General features: G+C 36.0%; 19 protein-coding genes. 8 read left to right on the top strand and 11 right to left on the bottom strand.

The genetic code is table 11. The features are described from left to right. Window positions 1-4 precede the first annotated feature (4 nt). Complete coding sequence (locus AsFPU1_RS19630; protein ID WP_124969650.1) at window positions 5-1,150, bottom strand: IS4 family transposase; 1,146 nt, start codon at window positions 1,148-1,150, stop codon at window positions 5-7. A gap of 194 nt (window positions 1,151-1,344) precedes the next feature. Further along, on the bottom strand, window positions 1,345-2,274 hold the full coding sequence (locus tag AsFPU1_RS19625; RefSeq protein WP_124973117.1) for a LysR family transcriptional regulator: 930 nt from the start codon (window positions 2,272-2,274) through the stop codon (window positions 1,345-1,347). A gap of 258 nt (window positions 2,275-2,532) precedes the next feature. On the opposite strand from AsFPU1_RS19625, the gene nblD reads away from it, so the two are divergent. Further along, a complete protein-coding gene (nblD, locus tag AsFPU1_RS19620; RefSeq protein ID WP_124973119.1) occupies window positions 2,533-2,742 on the top strand; it encodes an NblD family protein in 210 nt (69 codons plus the stop codon). A gap of 229 nt (window positions 2,743-2,971) precedes the next feature. Here nblD and AsFPU1_RS19615 read toward each other — a convergent pair whose 3' ends face one another. The 5 genes from AsFPU1_RS19615 to AsFPU1_RS19595 all read right to left on the bottom strand — a co-directional run bounded on the left by AsFPU1_RS19615 (window position 2,972) and on the right by AsFPU1_RS19595 (window position 8,366). After that, the gene (locus AsFPU1_RS19615) at window positions 2,972-3,343 is read right to left on the bottom strand and encodes a hypothetical protein (protein WP_124973190.1); all 372 of its coding nucleotides are present in this window, start codon (window positions 3,341-3,343) and stop codon (window positions 2,972-2,974) included. Window positions 3,344-3,364: 21 nt separating this feature from the next. Continuing rightward, complete coding sequence (locus AsFPU1_RS19610; RefSeq protein ID WP_124973121.1) at window positions 3,365-5,374, bottom strand: ribonuclease catalytic domain-containing protein; 2,010 nt, start codon at window positions 5,372-5,374, stop codon at window positions 3,365-3,367. Between the two features lie 198 nt (window positions 5,375-5,572). Further along, window positions 5,573-5,788, bottom strand: coding sequence for a 30S ribosomal protein S18 (rpsR, locus tag AsFPU1_RS19605; protein ID WP_124973123.1), 216 nt, complete (start codon window positions 5,786-5,788; stop codon window positions 5,573-5,575). A 41-nt stretch (window positions 5,789-5,829) separates the two neighbouring features. Next, the gene (gene rpmG, locus AsFPU1_RS19600; protein ID WP_124973125.1) at window positions 5,830-6,024 is read right to left on the bottom strand and encodes a 50S ribosomal protein L33; all 195 of its coding nucleotides are present in this window, start codon (window positions 6,022-6,024) and stop codon (window positions 5,830-5,832) included. A gap of 218 nt (window positions 6,025-6,242) precedes the next feature. Continuing rightward, window positions 6,243-8,366, bottom strand: coding sequence for a sensor domain-containing protein (locus AsFPU1_RS19595; RefSeq protein WP_124973127.1), 2,124 nt, complete (start codon window positions 8,364-8,366; stop codon window positions 6,243-6,245). A 450-nt stretch (window positions 8,367-8,816) separates the two neighbouring features. Here AsFPU1_RS19595 and AsFPU1_RS19590 point away from each other — a divergent pair, with 450 nt between their 5' ends. The 3 genes from AsFPU1_RS19590 (at window position 8,817) to AsFPU1_RS19580 (ending at window position 10,505) form a co-directional block, all read left to right on the top strand. Next, window positions 8,817-9,530: a precorrin-2 C(20)-methyltransferase gene (locus AsFPU1_RS19590; protein WP_124973129.1), complete on the top strand. Its 714-nt coding sequence runs from the start codon at window positions 8,817-8,819 to the stop codon at window positions 9,528-9,530. 164 nt (window positions 9,531-9,694) lie between these two features. Beyond that, window positions 9,695-9,937 (top strand): DUF4327 family protein, encoded by a 243-nt coding sequence (locus AsFPU1_RS19585; RefSeq protein ID WP_124973131.1) that lies wholly within the window; start codon window positions 9,695-9,697, stop codon window positions 9,935-9,937. Between the two features lie 325 nt (window positions 9,938-10,262). Then, complete coding sequence (locus AsFPU1_RS19580; RefSeq protein ID WP_124973133.1) at window positions 10,263-10,505, top strand: DUF4327 family protein; 243 nt, start codon at window positions 10,263-10,265, stop codon at window positions 10,503-10,505. On the opposite strand, the gene AsFPU1_RS19575 is transcribed toward AsFPU1_RS19580, so the two are convergent. The 4 genes from AsFPU1_RS19575 to galE form a co-directional block, all read right to left on the bottom strand. Then, window positions 10,502-10,864, bottom strand: coding sequence for a hypothetical protein (locus AsFPU1_RS19575; protein ID WP_124973135.1), 363 nt, complete (start codon window positions 10,862-10,864; stop codon window positions 10,502-10,504). The genes AsFPU1_RS19580 and AsFPU1_RS19575 overlap by 4 nt on opposite strands. Before the next feature lie 162 nt (window positions 10,865-11,026). Next, window positions 11,027-11,458, bottom strand: a complete 432-nt coding sequence (locus tag AsFPU1_RS19570) for a hypothetical protein (protein WP_227873435.1) — start codon at window positions 11,456-11,458, stop codon at window positions 11,027-11,029. Beyond that, window positions 11,448-11,744 (bottom strand): hypothetical protein, encoded by a 297-nt coding sequence (locus tag AsFPU1_RS19565; protein WP_124973137.1) that lies wholly within the window; start codon window positions 11,742-11,744, stop codon window positions 11,448-11,450. The genes AsFPU1_RS19570 and AsFPU1_RS19565 overlap by 11 nt, the downstream gene beginning before the upstream one ends. A 54-nt stretch (window positions 11,745-11,798) precedes the next feature. After that, on the bottom strand, window positions 11,799-12,806 hold the full coding sequence (gene galE / locus AsFPU1_RS19560) for a UDP-glucose 4-epimerase GalE (protein WP_124973139.1): 1,008 nt from the start codon (window positions 12,804-12,806) through the stop codon (window positions 11,799-11,801). Window positions 12,807-12,969: 163 nt separating this feature from the next. Between galE and pap the strand changes: the two genes are divergently transcribed. The 4 genes from pap to AsFPU1_RS19540 all read left to right on the top strand — a co-directional run bounded on the left by pap (window position 12,970) and on the right by AsFPU1_RS19540 (window position 16,675). Further along, window positions 12,970-14,463, top strand: coding sequence for a polyphosphate:AMP phosphotransferase (gene pap / locus AsFPU1_RS19555; protein WP_124973141.1), 1,494 nt, complete (start codon window positions 12,970-12,972; stop codon window positions 14,461-14,463). A gap of 259 nt (window positions 14,464-14,722) precedes the next feature. Beyond that, window positions 14,723-15,505, top strand: coding sequence for a hypothetical protein (locus AsFPU1_RS19550; RefSeq protein ID WP_172957466.1), 783 nt, complete (start codon window positions 14,723-14,725; stop codon window positions 15,503-15,505). A 208-nt stretch (window positions 15,506-15,713) separates the two neighbouring features. After that, window positions 15,714-16,226 (top strand): hypothetical protein, encoded by a 513-nt coding sequence (locus tag AsFPU1_RS19545; protein WP_124973143.1) that lies wholly within the window; start codon window positions 15,714-15,716, stop codon window positions 16,224-16,226. A gap of 89 nt (window positions 16,227-16,315) precedes the next feature. Beyond that, window positions 16,316-16,675, top strand: coding sequence for a hypothetical protein (locus AsFPU1_RS19540; protein ID WP_124973145.1), 360 nt, complete (start codon window positions 16,316-16,318; stop codon window positions 16,673-16,675). Window positions 16,676-16,689: the final 14 nt, after the last annotated feature.

Genomic DNA, 16,689 nt, shown 5'->3' with positions numbered 1-16,689 from the left:
AAATCTATAAGCTAGACTTAATCAGGGATATAGCCCGTCGTCCTCGTCGATAATAGGCGCGTTTTTCGGGGCTTAATTGCATTAATGCCTGGGCTTCAACGGTAAATAAATCACAAGAGTCAACCCAATCTTTTCCATGAAGACCGATATAAAAGTTACTGTGTCTCCGTCGCATTTTCTTGTTTTTTCTGACTCTCCCCACATATTTTGCCAATCCTTTCTCTTTAATAATTTTTCCAGAAAATGTTGCCATTGAATAAGCTAGAGTAATCAATATAATTAAGGAAGTAAGGCGATGTCCTGTTAATTTCGTTCTTTCTAAATCATAACCACCTTTCTTAAAATCCCGAAACATTTCCTCAATACAAAATCTCTTTTTATAAGCGTCAATCGTCTCATCAATACTGGTTAAATTTGTGATAATAAACCAAGCTTCTTTTGTCTCTATTCCTCTATACTTCTTTTTCCATTTCGCCACTATATTACTGCCTATAAATCCTTTTGTTTTCGTAACTTTAACTCCTTGATAAAATAAAGACATTCCTGAAGATAATCCTAAATCTTTTAGTCGCGTCCACATTTCCTTTTCTACTTCAATATAGTTGCTTTTCTTCAATCTGAGTGCATAATAAACTCTTTTTTGTCCATGTAACCATTTTGCTAGTTCAACTGAGCAGAATTCTCTATCCCCTAAGACAACTATTTTATATTCTTTTAGAAAGAGTAATATTCGGGCTAATATACTTTTCTGTGTGTCAAAGTTACTATTACCGATGTGATCTAGCAACTCAAAATATAAGGGAATTCCTCTATTATCAATTACCAGACTTACCATCAAAATATTAATCAACCCCCATTGGGTTCTATCTATGGCAATATGTAAGACATCTCCTGTACTAAATGATTGCTTTAACCACTGTTTTATGATAGGTATCCATACTCCTTCAATTGTCAAACAAGGAATCTCGAAAAACCGTTTTAACTTTTTTCTCTTACTTTCAAATAAAATGGGACTGGGAAAATAACTAGCTAACTCATAAAACCTAATTTTCCTATATACTTGCACTAATTCTATCATGATTAACAGTATTAAATATTCCGATTTTTTCAGATACTTTGTTAAATGGTTGTTATAAATTTCTGGTAACATTTTGGGTTTAGACGGCGATCGCTAAAAAAAGAACATTTTCTTTTTACCATGTTTTGCTCTTTTCGTCATCTGGTAAGGCTTTCAGGGTTTCATGTCCCCACGCCAGGCTACGAATATTTCTTAGGGTGGGTTAGATGCGGCAATGATTTTGATGAAAAACTAATAACTTTTTATGCGCGTCATAACCCACCTTTTTAAACTCTCGCTAAACGATGTAAAGGAGGAACCGAAAATTTGGGACTTTCTTCGAGTAAATAACCCAAAAATGCCTGAGCAATCACGGATAGTTGTTTTCCTCCCAAAGATGCCACATACCAACGACGTTCAATAGGGAAATGTTGAATATCTAATACAGTTAGTTCACTATCCCTTCCCTCAGAAATTAGAGTATGTTGAGAGAGAATGGAAATTCCTAATCCGCCTGCGATCGCTTGTTTAATAGCTTCATTTGACCCTAATTCTAAACGCACGGCCACAGATACGTTATGCTCCCCTAAAAGACCTTGAATGGCTTGTCTAGTTCCTGAGCCGTATTCTCGCATAATAAAGGGTTCCCCTTCTAAACTGGTAATGGGAATATTTTCTTTTCCGGCCAAAGGATGATTTTTTAAAGCAATGACCACTAAAGGGTTATCAAGAAAGGGTTGGGTGCATAAATCCAACTCTTCGGGAGGATTACTAACAACATAAAGATCGTCCTCATTTTCCATCATCCGTCGTTGAATTTGCTGATGATTAGTGACGGTGAGAGATACATCAATTCCTGGATATTGTTGGCAAAAAGCCCCTAAAATTCGGGGAATAAAATATTTAGCAGTGGTAATAACACCTAATTTTAATTGCCCTTGTTTAGTTCCCTTCAAATCAGCTACTTTCATCTCAAAATTGTCTAACTGTTCAAAAATTCCTTGACAAGTTCTGAGTAATTCTTGTCCGGCCTCAGTTAAATACAATCGCTTGCCAATTTGCTCAAATAAGGGTAAACCAATTGATTTAGTAAGTTGTTTGATTTGACTTGATACTGTCGGTTGAGTGATGAACAACTCTTCAGCAGCACGGGTAAAACTCCCATGACGAGCAGTTGCCTCAAATACTTTTAACTGGTGTAAGGTTGCTTGAATCAAGGGTCATTTCCTCTGGGCATTCTAGAGTTATTCGTTAAAATATAATTCAGTCATGTTTTTGACTGAGTTTATTTTAACCTATGTTTTATAATCATAGACTATAACCGATGATTTATCAAGTTACCTTTGATAAAAATCTATAAACTGTTTCATCAAGTTCTGGAATTATCAAGATTAAGTGTAACAAAAATAACTTTTTTTTATAGCAGATTAAGGTATCCTATGTCAAATTCTGTTTACAATTAGTAATAAATACTTATGGCTAATCCTAACGTACAAACTTGTCCAGTGTGTGGTGTAAAGATTCAAGGGGGAGATAAAGTAATCTTTTCCTCTGGCCCCGTGGGAACCCGCGCTCGCTTATGGGCCAGAGTTTGTAATTATGCACAGAAACCCGCCTGTATTAACCAAAATCAAGAGGACATTGGTTCTGTTAAGGAGAATGATTATTATAAACCCCTACCCTAATACCCTTAAACTCAGCGTCAATTTACTGGTTTTTGATTACTACTGCGATCACTATGGCTCTCCCGTACCTGTGGTGATAAGTAAAGCTTATAATTCGTAGGGTGGGTTAGACGCGGCTATTATTTTGATGAAAAACCCATAACTTTTAAGGCGCGTCGTAACCCACCATATTAAGTATTGTAGCTGATTATACATTTTACCCCAAGATGTCGGGTTTATTACCTCTAAACTACTTAAATTCTTCAGGATTATCTTGCCAAATTTTAACAATAAATTGACGTAATTGTTGTCTAGCTATTTGAATTTTTTCTGCTGAATAATCTTGACTTTCCAACTCATTTAATAAGGGAATAACTTCTGTATCGAAAGCCGATCTAAATAATTTGGTCGGATATAATAAATCAGAAGTTAACCGAACATCAATCAAAATTTTAGGGGGAAATAATTGACTATAAACGTGAATATCATCCGCTAAAATTGCCAAAAATAACGGACGTACCCAACACATTTTACGGGACTCAATAACTTGAATCACCTCACCATATAAACAACGATTATGATGTTCTAAACAAACAATCTGATGAGGACTAAATTCAGACACTTCAGACATAAAAATTGTTTGCTAAATCAAAGATGATTCATGTTCGAGCATTTCTCGGAAACGAATTTCATCCCGATGAGGATCGGCACGACTAACTTGAACATTCAAGCGATCGCCCAAAGAGACACTTCTCTCAAAGCGATGAGGCAATTCTAACCCCAATTCTTCAAGCAGTAATACCCCTAATTTTTCATCCTCTCGTAACCAGCGTAACACAACCCCTTGCCAGATTTGATCCCCATTGCGTCGTAAAAATTCTAACCCCCAATAACGGTTAGTTTGTCGTTCGACGAAAGTCGCTTCCTGCGCCGATAAGGTTACACTATAAACAATCTGCTGCATCACATCCAACGCAAACGGCAAGGGATCACCCCGTAAATGGGCTTTAAGCTGAAAATGAGTCAATAAATCCGTATAACGGCGAATTGGTGAAGTTACTTGAGTGTAAGTATTTAACCCCAAACTCGCATGACGACTGGGCAAAGTTCCAATCTCACTACGAGGCATACAACGACGCAAAGCACAAGCCCTTACTGGGCCAGGTGGTAAGGCCAGAAGTTCTTCATCAGAAGGTAATTCCGGTTGGGGTTGGCCACGAAAAGGAACAGGAAGACTATGTTCTTGACAGTAACGGCCTGCTACTTCACCCGCTAAAATCATCATTTCTGCCACTAATTGACGAGATCTCGAATTATCCACCAATTCAATAACAATATCGTCTTCAGATTTAACCTTAATCACCGCTTCTGGCATCTTAATAGTAATCGACCCCTGAGACTGTCGCCATAAGTGACGCTGTTGAGACGCTTTAGCCAATAGGTCAATTTCTGGTTCAGCCGTAATACCTAACTGTAACATCTCATCCACATCATGATAAGTTAGGCGATAAGTCGGTTTAATCAGACTAGCATGGATAGAATAATCCAGTACCGCCCCTTTATCATCTAATCTGACCCCAAAACTCAGGGCAGGACAGATTTTACCTTGACGTAAACTCATGGGGCCTGTAGCCAATTCTAGGGGAAACATGGAAATCATGCCCGTAGGTAAATACAGAGTGGTACTGCGTCGTCTTGCTTCTAAGTCCAGTTCATCCCCAGGACTCACTAAACGAGTAGGATCAGCAATATGAATCCATAATTTTATCTGATCACCCTCTAAAAATTCAACGCTTAAACCATCGTCAATTTCTTCGGTACTCTCATCATCAATAGTATATACCTTGAAATGAGTTAAATCTAAGCGATCGCTATCAGCATCAGGGGGAGGTGTGTGTAAATAGGAATGCGCCACGTCAAGTACCTTCTTAGAAAAGTTAATAGGATAAGAACTACGACGAAGAAAGAGGTTTTCGTGAGGACTCCACCACCCTAACTCTAATAATAAATTAAACGCAGCTTCTGGGGTGGTTGCTCGCCCAATTTCGCTAAGAATATCTTGAGCGTTACGATGGGTTTGTTCTGGTTGTAAAACAAACCTTTCTAATGATTCTAAACGGTTGCGATCGTTATCTGTCCATTGGATTTTTTCTTTAGCGATCGCTTGTTGGATATGACGAAAAAATACTTCTTTTTCTTCTTGACGTTGTTGTTCTACATCTAATTGATGTTTAATTTCTTCAACTTGGTTAGCAGAACGAGGTTCATACTTATTGCCTTTGTTCTTAAAATAAATTTTATCTTCACACAATAAGCTATGGGCAGCATAACACAACACGGGGCTTTTTTCGGAAAACAAAAGTTGAGCTAACTCACTAGGTGTTACCGCTTCTCCATCTTCTACTAATAATTCCCAAGCGACTTCCAAACTAGAAGGATCAAGATAAGCTTGAACCTGCTTGAGAAATTGAGGAATATCGGATTTTTCGTAGGGGCCTCCTTCTATTTCATATTCTATCCGTTGCGGTCGAATTTTATGAGGATGCCCTGCTTCATCAATAACAATCCAATCTTTTTTGCCTTCTGGACGATCTAAAACCGCCAGACGGCGTTCTCCTTGTAGCCTAATTTCAATGAGTTTTCCTTTTTCCACCGGCTTTACGCCTTGTTTACTAACGCTTGCTGGTCATTATCAATGGACAATTGATAATTGACAATTGACAATTGATTAATTTGAGGTTTTAAACCTCCCTTTTTAAGAGGAAAAAAGCAAAAATTTTTCTATTTCGAGGGTACTCATCCTTCAAGGGAGAGGTAATTCTCAATTGTTCATTGTCAATTGTTCATTGTTTCACGCTTCTGTATTGACAAAAGGTAATAAAGCTAAAAATCTAGCCCGTTTGACGGCAGCAGTTAAATTTCTTTGCTGTTGAGCAGTTAACCCTGTAATTCGTCTAGGCAAAATTTTACCCCGTTCTGTGATAAATTTCCTTAACATTTCTATATCTTTGTAGTCAATGGGTTGACTAGGGGCAATGGGGGACAAACGTTTGCGATAGTAACTCATAATCTTTTTCTTGACTTTTTACGGATTTTGTGGTAGGTAAGTTATTTAATTTCTTTATGGACGGTGTGAGTATTACAGTGGGGACAGAATTTTTTGATTTCGAGTCTAGCGGTAGTATTACGACGGTTTTTGCTGGTGGTATAGCGGGAAACTCCGGGACTACGCTTGTTAGTATTTGTCCGGCACTCGGTACATTCTATAGTAATAATGAGGCGGACACCTTTTTTGCTGGCCATAGTTTAATTGAACAAGTCAGTGCTTGATTAAATTTACACACAATCGGTTATTATCTCACATTTGCCTGACACTTGGCAAGCATTTTGTAGGGGCAGGTTTTGTAGGGGCAGGTTTTTGTAGGGGCAGGTTTTGTAGGGGCGGGTTTTTTACATAAGTCCATGATGTTCACAAAAAAGTCAAATAAACCCGCCCCTCTTTTATGATGTTCACAAAAAAGTCAAATAAACCCGCCCCTATTACCTTCTGAATTATAGTTATGCAAGAGTTGATTAGCTTTAGCACTATCAACGGGTTTTGAGAATAAATAACCTTGTCCTAACTCACAGCCTAATCCTTGCAGATGGTTTAATTGTTCAAGGGTTTCAATACCTTCAGCAACCACATTAATACCCAAAGTATGAGCTAAACTCACAATAATTTGTACAATAGCAGTTTGTGAAAATTCTAATCTTCTAATAAACGAACGATCAATTTTTAAAGTATCAATAGGAAACTCATACAAACGACTTAAAGAAGAATAACCAGTCCCAAAATCATCGATACATAAACCAATACCTAATTCCTTGATTTGATTAACTCTTTGTGCTTCTATTGTTACAGTTTCGAGTAAACAACTTTCCGTGATTTCTAATTTTAAACGATTCCCCTCTATTTTCGTTTCTGTTAGTAAATCTCCTATTTTTTCAACTAATCCTTTTTGTTTGAGTTGTTGAGCGGATAAATTAACATTAATGCTTAATTTCAACCCTTTGGGATGTTCTTTTTCCCAACATTTTAATTGATAACAAGCTTGCTGAATTACCCACCAACCGATAGGATTAATGAGTCCAGTTTCTTCAGCAATAGGGATAAATTCATCGGGATAAATTAATCCTTTAGTGGGATGTTGCCAACGAATTAAGGCTTCAAAACCACTTAAATGACCACTCATAAGCTCAATAATCGGTTGATAATATAAACATAATTGTTCTTGCTTAATTGCTTCTCTTAAATCGTTTTCTATCTGTAAGCGATTTAAGGCGGCAAGTTGCATATTACTATTAAATACAGCATAACAATCTTTTCCTTCGGTTTTAGCTCGATACATAGCTAAATTCCCATCTCTGAGTACATCTTCAGGAAGTTGATAATTTATATCACTAAAAGTAATTCCAATACTAGCTTTAGTAAAAATTTGTCCAGTTTCTAAGTTAAAGGGAGAACGAAGTCTCGCTAAGATACGTTCCGCGACGTTTATCGCTTCTCGGACAGATTGAATATTTTCTAATAATATGGCGAATTCGTCTCCCCCAAATCTGGCAATTTTATCCCCTGTTCTTAAACTTCCTTGTAACCGTTTTGCTACCTGAACTAAGAGTTTATCTCCTACTAAATGACCGAAGCTATCATTAACCACTTTAAAGCTATCGAGATCAACAAAAAGGACAGCAAAGTTATAATATTCATGCAGAGAAGATAGAGCAATAACTTCTTGTATTTGTAAGGAAAACCAATCTCGATTAGGCAGCCCTGTTAAGTTATCAAAAAAGGTTGCCCTGTGTAATTTTTCTTCTGTATTATGAAGAAAAGTAATATCTTCAACGGTTCCTTCATAGTAAAGAAAATTACCCGATTGATCACAGACTGTCCAGGCATTTTCTGAAATCCAAATTACATTCCCATCTTGGTGATAAACTTGGGATTCAAAGTTGACAATTTCTTGTTCTATATCTAAAATTTTTAATAGGGTTTCTCGACGTTTCGGTTCTACATAAAGTTGCTTTTCTCGATGAATTACACTCTGCATAAATTCTTCTTGAGAACCAAAACCGTAGATTTGAGCTAAAGCAGTATTAATGTTCAAATAATAGCCTTTAGCAGTCATTTTAAAGATGCCCTGACTACTATGAGCAAAAATCCGACGATATTGATTTTCCGCTTGATTAAATGCTTCTTCTATTTGTTTATATTTAGTAATCTCACGGGAAATACATATAATTTGTTCAATCGCTCCTGTCCGGGGTTCTAAAATCACTTTAGCCGAAGTTTCTATCCATAAGTAATGACCACTTTGATGACGCATTCGGTAAACAATAGGATTAATGACTGACTGCTGTTGTAGTTGTTGATAAAACTGCTCAATTAAGTGATAATCTTCGGGGTGACAAAAACTCTTAATTGATTGCCCAATTATGATTTCTGGAGCATATCCTAGTAAAGATTGACAGGCAGGAGTAACATAATTATAACAGCCATCTAACTTATGACAAGCTAGACAATCAGGCAAATTTTCAAGAATAAATTTATAGGATTTTTCTCCCTCTATTTGAAGGTTATCTTCGGTGTAACTCTGGTAATTCATAACTTTTTCCCTGCTTGCTTTTTTTTGATTAACAATTTTTGTCCAATCTTCAATTTCCGCTTTCTCTTTTTTTGTAATAAATACAAAAGTAATTAACTTATAATATTAGCTATACACAAAATACTTATGTTGCTATCTTACGAGGAATAAGGAACAGGGAAAAGACAACGCCCCATCTGGCAAAAGGAGATAAATAACTCTCTCCTATCTGTGGTGATTAGTAAAGTTTATATTTCATAGGCCAGGTTATACCAATCTATGATTTTGACCAAAAAATCAATAATTTTTAGTTTTAACATCCAATAATCTAGATGATTTACTATCTAGTTGATAATAAACTTAGCATTTTGCTTAACTTTTTGTCAATATTTATTTGTATTGGTTCAGTTATAATACTTCAAGCTTAGTTATGGTTATTAGGAAAAAGATATTAAATTAATATTAAGAAATATGAGCAAAAAATTAGGGATATTGTATGGCATTAGTGTAGGAACAGGAGATCCTGAACTAATTACAGTTAAAGGGTTACGCTTATTACAAAAAGTCTCTATTGTGGCTTTTCCTGCCGGAATTAATAATAAACCAGGTATCGCTCAACAAATTATCGCACCTTGGTTAAAAGTTGAACAAATAACCCTATCTTTATCCTTTCCCTATGTCCAAGATGAGCAAGAATTACAACAAGCTTGGCTAAAAGCGGCTATGGAGATTTTACCCCATCTTCAACAAGGACAAGATGTAGCCTTTGCTTGCGAAGGAGATATCAGCTTTTACAGCACCTTTACTTATTTAGCCCAAACTATCCTTGACTACGACCCTCAGATTAAAATAGAGACAGTTCCGGGTATTTGTTCACCTATGGCGGCCACCTCTGTTTTAGGCATTCCTCTGACCAAGGGAAGCGATCGCCTAGTTATTGTTCCTGCTCTATATCACATAGAACATTTAGACCAAATCTTTAAAAATGCTGATGTGGTGGTACTGCTCAAAGTTAGTTCTGTCTATGATCAAGTTTGGCAAATACTGCAACAGTTCCAGCTTTTGCAACGATCTTGGGTGGTTGAACGAGCGACTCAAAGGGATCAAAAGATTTATAATGATCTTAGCGATCGCCCCCAACTTCAATTGTCTTATTTCTCCTTGCTCATAGTTAAGGTCAGTTAACCCCTTAACGTTAATATATTTTAACATTATGAAAAGCCTGACAGGATAAGACTTAAGGGAATGATAAGAAAATTGTATACCTTGTTACAGCAAAGGGGCTATTTTATCTGAGCGAATTAGATTATAGTAGTCATGGAGCGTTGTTAGCCAGTCAGAAAATTTTTATGAGCCTTACTACCTTATCCCCTCGTCCCACAACCCATTATAGTATTGGTTTAATTAGAGACGAAGTTCGCCAACTCGTCGAAAAAGGAACGGTGAGTCGTCATCAACCCTTGTATGTGTTGTGTGAGTACATTCCTGCTCGCGAATGGGTAGGTGTTGAATGCGAGTTAGAGAGATGTGATTATTTACTAAGAGATCAAATTGGAGATTTAATAGCTTGTGAGAATTGGGACAGTGACTAAATTGTCTCCTATTAGGGTAACTTTTTTTCTACTGTATGATGCTTAAATGAAGCACTAATAAACATTGTCACTTATCATTTTCTTTTCAATCTTATCAAGTCCTAGTCCCTTGACTGGGACTTAAATTATATAGGTTCCTTGATAACGAGAGCATGGTAAATGGGGATAATTTAGTTCAAGATCCTTAAGAAAATCAGAATTTTATCAATATTCTGACAAAAGCGTACAAAAATGTAACTAGAATTACGAAATTGACTTCGCTTTTTTTCTAGTGAAGTTAGATTACCATGTAAGTAGGACTCAATACTAACTCATTTGGTGTCTCATGAATACTCCCACCTTACCCTCCTCTTTACATACCCGTTATTCCGTTGAAGTGCTTCAAGAGGAAGCTCGTCAACTCGTCAAGCGAGGTATAATCAGTCGTCAACAACCAATTTATAAGTTATGTGAGTATATTCCGGCCCGAGAATGGGTCTGTATTGAGAGTGAATTAGAGAGATGTGACTATTTACTGCGTGATCGCATTGGAGAACTAATAGGTTCAGAATCCTGGAATAGTGACTAATTAGATTGACGTAAATTTTCGAGTTCGGTGCGTAGGGCAATCACTTGTTGGGTGAGTTCCTCAATTTCCGATTCAATATTAGAATTACTGGGGTCAGACGAGGAGGGAGACTGAACCCCAGTTTTGTCTGAGTTTTTTTGTTGCTTTAACAACTCATCGAGTATACGACGAGCTTCTTTTTCGGTGAGTTCTCCTTTTTCTGCCCATTGCTGAGTTTGTAGGTTAAACTGTTGGTGGAATTGTGATAAGGTTTCGGCCCGTTTTTGGGGGTCTTGGAAAGTTTCTAGGAGGGAAGCGGTTGCTCCCACCCCGATATGAAAGCTTTGTTGTAACAGTTGGATTAAAGTGTTAGTCTGCATAAACTAGGATTAGTGCAAAAGTTGGGAAGGGAAGGACTGGGACGGCAAAACTTGCGATCGCCTGAATTTCCCCAAGCTTAACTAAATTGTAAGACAGTTAGCTAAATTGTTCCTTTAATTGAATTATATTTTTAATCTTAAACCTTTTGTATTACTCTTATGTCATTTTTGACAATAAGTATTCATTTGATTTCCTAATTCTTGCTCTTTTTTTCCTAATTGTTGAACTTGTTGTTTCATTAATCTGGCGGTACTAATATCTTTATTGTTTAATGCTGACACAAATTGACGGGTAGTATCGGCATTTCCTTGATAGATTTCAGCAAATCCTAGTTGATATTTTGCTAATTGTTCGTCTTCTATTTTTAACTGTTTCATTTTTTGTCCTGCTTCTTCAAAGACATCGGCAAATTTTAAGGCTTGTTTAATATCTTTTGTTTGACGATTATTTTGACTTTCTTGTACAATTTTTTGAGTAATTAAAATAATTTTTTGACATTGGGAAACCTTGGTTTCTGCACAACTAACTAAGATAAAATTGAGAGAAATTGCTAAATATGAAAGGATTAGAGACAGGGCTTTTTTATTTTTCATTGTTCACAACTTGATCATTGAGAGTGGTTACTAAGGTTTGTAATAAAGAGGTTACTTGATTTAACTGTTCTCTTGATTCTACTTGACTATCTACTAAGGTTTGTATAGTTTCAGTCAAAGCAAATATTTGATATCCTTGCTGTTCAATTTGATACTCTTGTTGTTGTATTTTTTCGCTTAGAGTATTCATACTATGCGCGAATTTTTCTACGGTATCATTACTGGCAATTACGGATTCTCCTATACGCTCTATAATTGATTCTAACAGGTCTAAATGAGAATTCATGTTAATACTTAAGAGGTTAATTTTGAAAGTTTATTAGTGAAATATTGCCCAGATTTATTCTAGCTTACCATGACGTTTTTGATGCCATTGCCAAGCATGAGAAACAATGGTTTCTAAATCTGCATATTGAGGTTTCCAACCCAATATTGACTGGGCTTTTTGACTACTTCCCACTAACATAGAAGGATCTCCTGCACGGCGATCGCTTTCTTTAACCAAAAAGTCTATTCCGGTGATCTTTTTAGCGGTTTCTATTACTTCTCGGACTGAAAAACCGTTACCATTACCTAAATTAAAGATATCACTTTTACCCCCATTTAAGAGATATTCTAATCCTAAAACATGGGCTGAGGCTAAATCATTGACATGAATATAATCTCTGACGGCTGTTCCATCGGGTGTTTCATAATCAGTGCCAAAAATTGACAAAAATTCTCTTTTCTTTAGGGCAGTTAATAACGCCAAGGGAATTAAATGAGTTTCGGGGGTGTGATCTTCTCCTAACTGTCCATTTGGATCGGCTCCTGATGCGTTAAAATAACGAAAAGTGACGGACTTTAATCCATAAGCTTGATCAAAATCTTTCAACATTTGTTCTACCATATACTTACTTGCAGCATAGGGACTTAATGGGTTATTAGGATGAGTTTCAGTCATGGGAATTTCTTGCGGCATCCCATAAATTGCACAGGTAGAAGAAAAGACAAATTTATTGATTTTAGCCGCGATCATCGCTTCTAATAAAGTTAGGGTTCCTAACACATTATTTCGATAATACATAGCCGGATTCGTCACAGATTCTCCTACGGCAATAAAAGCAGCAAAGTGCATTACTGCAGTAATATTACGAGTGGCAAATATTTTATCTAATAGAAGGCGATCGCTAGTATCTCCGACAATTAATTCTACTTTTAAAATATCATGGACTAATTCAGGATGACCATAAGAAAGATTATCAAATACAATCACTTCATAACCTGATTTTTGTAAGGCTAGAACAGCATGAGAACCTATGTATCCTGCTCCACCTGTTACTAAAATAGTTGGTTTTATATTAGACACAAGAACTCCTTAAATTAAATGGGTTAATAGGAAACAAAGCTGCGATCTCTATCATTACACGGGTTAGTTTAATATAATATATATCCATCTATTAAGAAAAGCCAAATGATTCCGAACTTTGGCATTTATGCTTTTACACTAAAAAGTTTATTGATTTTAGACTATGTTAGATACCCTAGATCTCAATTTAACCCTCGATAAAGAGACATATCAATCCCAAATAGAAGAATTAATGCGTCATTTGCGATCGCTACAAAAAGACTGTTGGGATAACAAATTACCTGTAATTATAGTCTTAGAAGGTTGGGCAGCAGCAGGAAAAGGAAAATTATTACAAAAAACTATCGGATATATGGACCCTCGTGGGTTTGTGGTTCATCCAATTTTAGCTGCAACTGAACATGAGCAAAATTATCCGTTTCTGTGGCGATTTTGGCATAAATTACCCCCTAAAGGTAGCATTGGTATTTTTTATCATAGTTGGTATACCCATGTGTTGGAAGATAGATTATTTGATAGGGTAACAGATGGGGGTGTTCCCTTATTAATGGGAGATATTAATGCGTTTGAACGTCAGCTTGTAGATGATGGGGTTGCTATTGCTAAATTTTGGACTCATTTGAGTCTTAAAGAGATGAAAAAGCGACTGAAAAAATATGAGTCTGATGAGTTAGAATCATGGCGAGTTCGCCCAGAAGATTGGCAACAGGCTAAGCGTTATGATGAATATGCGACTTTAGCTGAGGAAATGTTAACCTATACGAGTACGGGTCATGCTCCTTGGACGTTGGTAGAAGGAGATTGTCAACGATGGGCTAGGGTTAAGGTGTTATCTCAGATAGTTGCTACGATTACCCAAGCTTTAGACCGTCTTAAACTGCCGAAAACGGATATTCCTGCTTTACCTCCTCAAACAGAATTACAACCCACAGAACCGGATTTTTTAGAGAAGATAGATTTAAGTTTGCATTTGCCTAAAGAAGATTATCGTCAACGTTTAAGGGAAGCGCAAGTTAAACTACGACAGTTGCAACTCAAGATTTTTAAAGAAAAGGTTCCTGTTTTAGTTTTGTTTGAAGGTTGGGACGCAGCAGGTAAGGGAGGGGCCATTAAACGTCTTACAGATACTTTAGATCCCAGAAGTTATAAAGTCAATGCTTTTGCTGCCCCAAGTTTTGAGGAGAAACAATATCATTATTTATGGCGATTTTGGCGACATATTCCTGGTGGGGGAACCATTGGAATTTTTGATCGTAGTTGGTATGGAAGGGTATTAGTTGAAAGAATTGAAGGATTTGCATCTGAGTTAGACTGGAGACAATCTTATAAGGAAATTAATGAGTTTGAAGCGCAATTAACTACTGCAGGATATGTGTTAGTTAAGTTTTGGTTGCATATCAGTTATGAGGAACAATTAAGACGTTTTGAGGAGAGGAAAGATAATCAGTTTAAAGAGTATAAGTTAACGGATGAAGATTGGCGAAATCGTGAAAAATGGCCTTTATATTATGTGGCAGTTAATCAAATGGTTGCTCGTACAAGTACCCCTGCTGCACCTTGGAGTATTGTACCTGGAAATGACAAATATTATGCCCGTGTTCATGTTTTGGACACAGTAATTAATGCTGTTGAAGCTGAGTTAAAACGACGCAATTAATTAGATGTAGGGGCGGGTTTTTGTAGGGGCGGGTTTTTTACAGAAATTATGATGCTCACACAGAAGTTAAATAAACCCGCCCTCTTTCCATGATGCTCACAAAAAAGTTAAATAAACCCGCCCCGACACTACACGATGCTCACTAATTATCCGTGAATTTACTGAAGACGAATTGTCAGAAATTTAAGTACAATATTAATAGAATATCTGTAGTTGATATTCCTGATTTTAATCTTTCTTATAATTAGGGATTTAGGTTATGGCAATGAGAAGGGCAGATAGAAAAACTTCTAATGATGATCACGCGATTAAATATCCTATAGGTCATCAAAAAGAACCAGTTCCAACTCGTGAACTAGAGCAACTTTTAGCAACAGTTCGTAATCAACGAGATGAATGGCAACAAAAAGCTAAAGAAAACGAGGCAGCAGCGACACAATTAGTTCATTTTCAGCAGGAAATTGAAATAGTTCAGGGTGAACTTAAAGACTGGAAAGTTCAGGCTAATAACAACCATAAGCTTTATTTAGATGAACAGTATAAACAGCAAGAAGTTTTGATTCTTTATGAGCAAGAAAAAGTAAAATCAATCGAATTATTGCATAAATATCAACAAACAAATACACAATTAAATACAGTAGTCAATGAACGAAATGAATGGGAAAATAAATATCATACAACCTTGACACTTTATCAGGAAGCAAATGTTCAAAAAGAGACTTATCTAACATTATATCATGAAGCTCAAACAGAGCTTAAACATGAGCGTCAATCCAAAGCAGGAATTAAAGGATGGAATACCCGCAGAAAGAAAGAAAATGAAAAATTAAAACAAGAAATAGGTAAAATGACACTGTTACTTAAAGATTCTTTAGAAAGAAAAGAAGAAGCTGTCAATAATTTATATCTTGTAGCTGAACGAATGGAGAGGATTCAGGACTTAGTTGATTCTGTAGACAATGAATCTAGTAATACTCCTATTGCTTTGTTAGATAAACTCAAAAAAATCTGGCAAGCAATTAGAGAGATTTTAGGGGAGTAAATCAAGAAAAAATGAAGCTTCTACGGGACTTACTATGTTAAATTGATAATTAGTAACAGGCTAAAGCCTGATTCTACAAGAACTAAGTCCGACGAGCGCGGACTAAATTTTAGGTTGCGTAGGCAATCTTTGTTTATCTAGCTTAACTCTTTAGAGTTAAGCTCTATTATTTATGATAATTTAGCATAACATATACGAAAGAACCAAAATGAATAAAAAGTCAGCACCTATAAACCAGAAAAAATCATCAATGGCAGAACAAATACGCACCATTGCTGATCAACTTAAACAAGAAACAAAAATACAAATTAAAGCCACCTCTCGTATTTTAGGTGCTGCTGCTCAAATCGCAGAAAATCATGATCAATTAATTGATGAAGTTGTTGATATGGTTAATGAAGACTTAGACAAAGACACTTCATCTCCTGAGACTATTTTATATACAGTTAACAATCTCAAACAACAGTATAAAACATTACGAGAGGCAAAATTATACTTTGACATTAAAGCTAATAGTTGGGAAAGCTTAGCCAATAAACTTAATCATCAACCAATAATTGAATCTACACAGAATAATGTTAGAGAACCTTCAATTTCAGATTTATATGCACGTCTTATAATGATTGAGAATGATCTAAAAAATATGAGTATAGAAAATAATCAGATTATCTCTTTACTTAAACAAATACTTTTAAATCAAGATGAAAATCAAGAGAGATAAATTATCATATAAATGAATTATTATAGATTGAGTAAATTATAAACTACTATTTGCTATAATTCTTACTAGACAGATTTTAAATTAAGATTATGACTTATTCAGATCCCAACCGTCTAGATCGTATTGAAGCACTGATTGAAGCTAATGCGCGTGCTATCGAAGCACTTGGAAAAAGAGTTGATTCTAATGCTCGCGCTATCGAAGCTTTAACTAATAATATGGTAGCTAATCAACAAGAAGCACAACGCGATCGCGCAAGATTTTATCAAGCAATGGCAGATCTGGCATTATCCCAAGTACAAATGGCTGAAACTCATGCACAGTTTCAGAGTAATATCTATCAACGTCATGAAGCATTAGATCAACGACAAGATGAACTTTCTCGACGACAACAAGACATTGTAGAAATTCTTAAATTATTAACTAATCAATTTAAAAATGATAATTAATTATTACTTATGTT

Origin of the sequence: Aphanothece sacrum FPU1, assembly GCF_003864295.1 — a bacterium.
In the GTDB taxonomy this organism is placed as follows: Bacteria; Cyanobacteriota; Cyanobacteriia; order Cyanobacteriales; family Microcystaceae; genus Aphanothece_B; species Aphanothece_B sacrum.
This window is presented reverse-complemented; position numbering and strand designations above follow the sequence as displayed.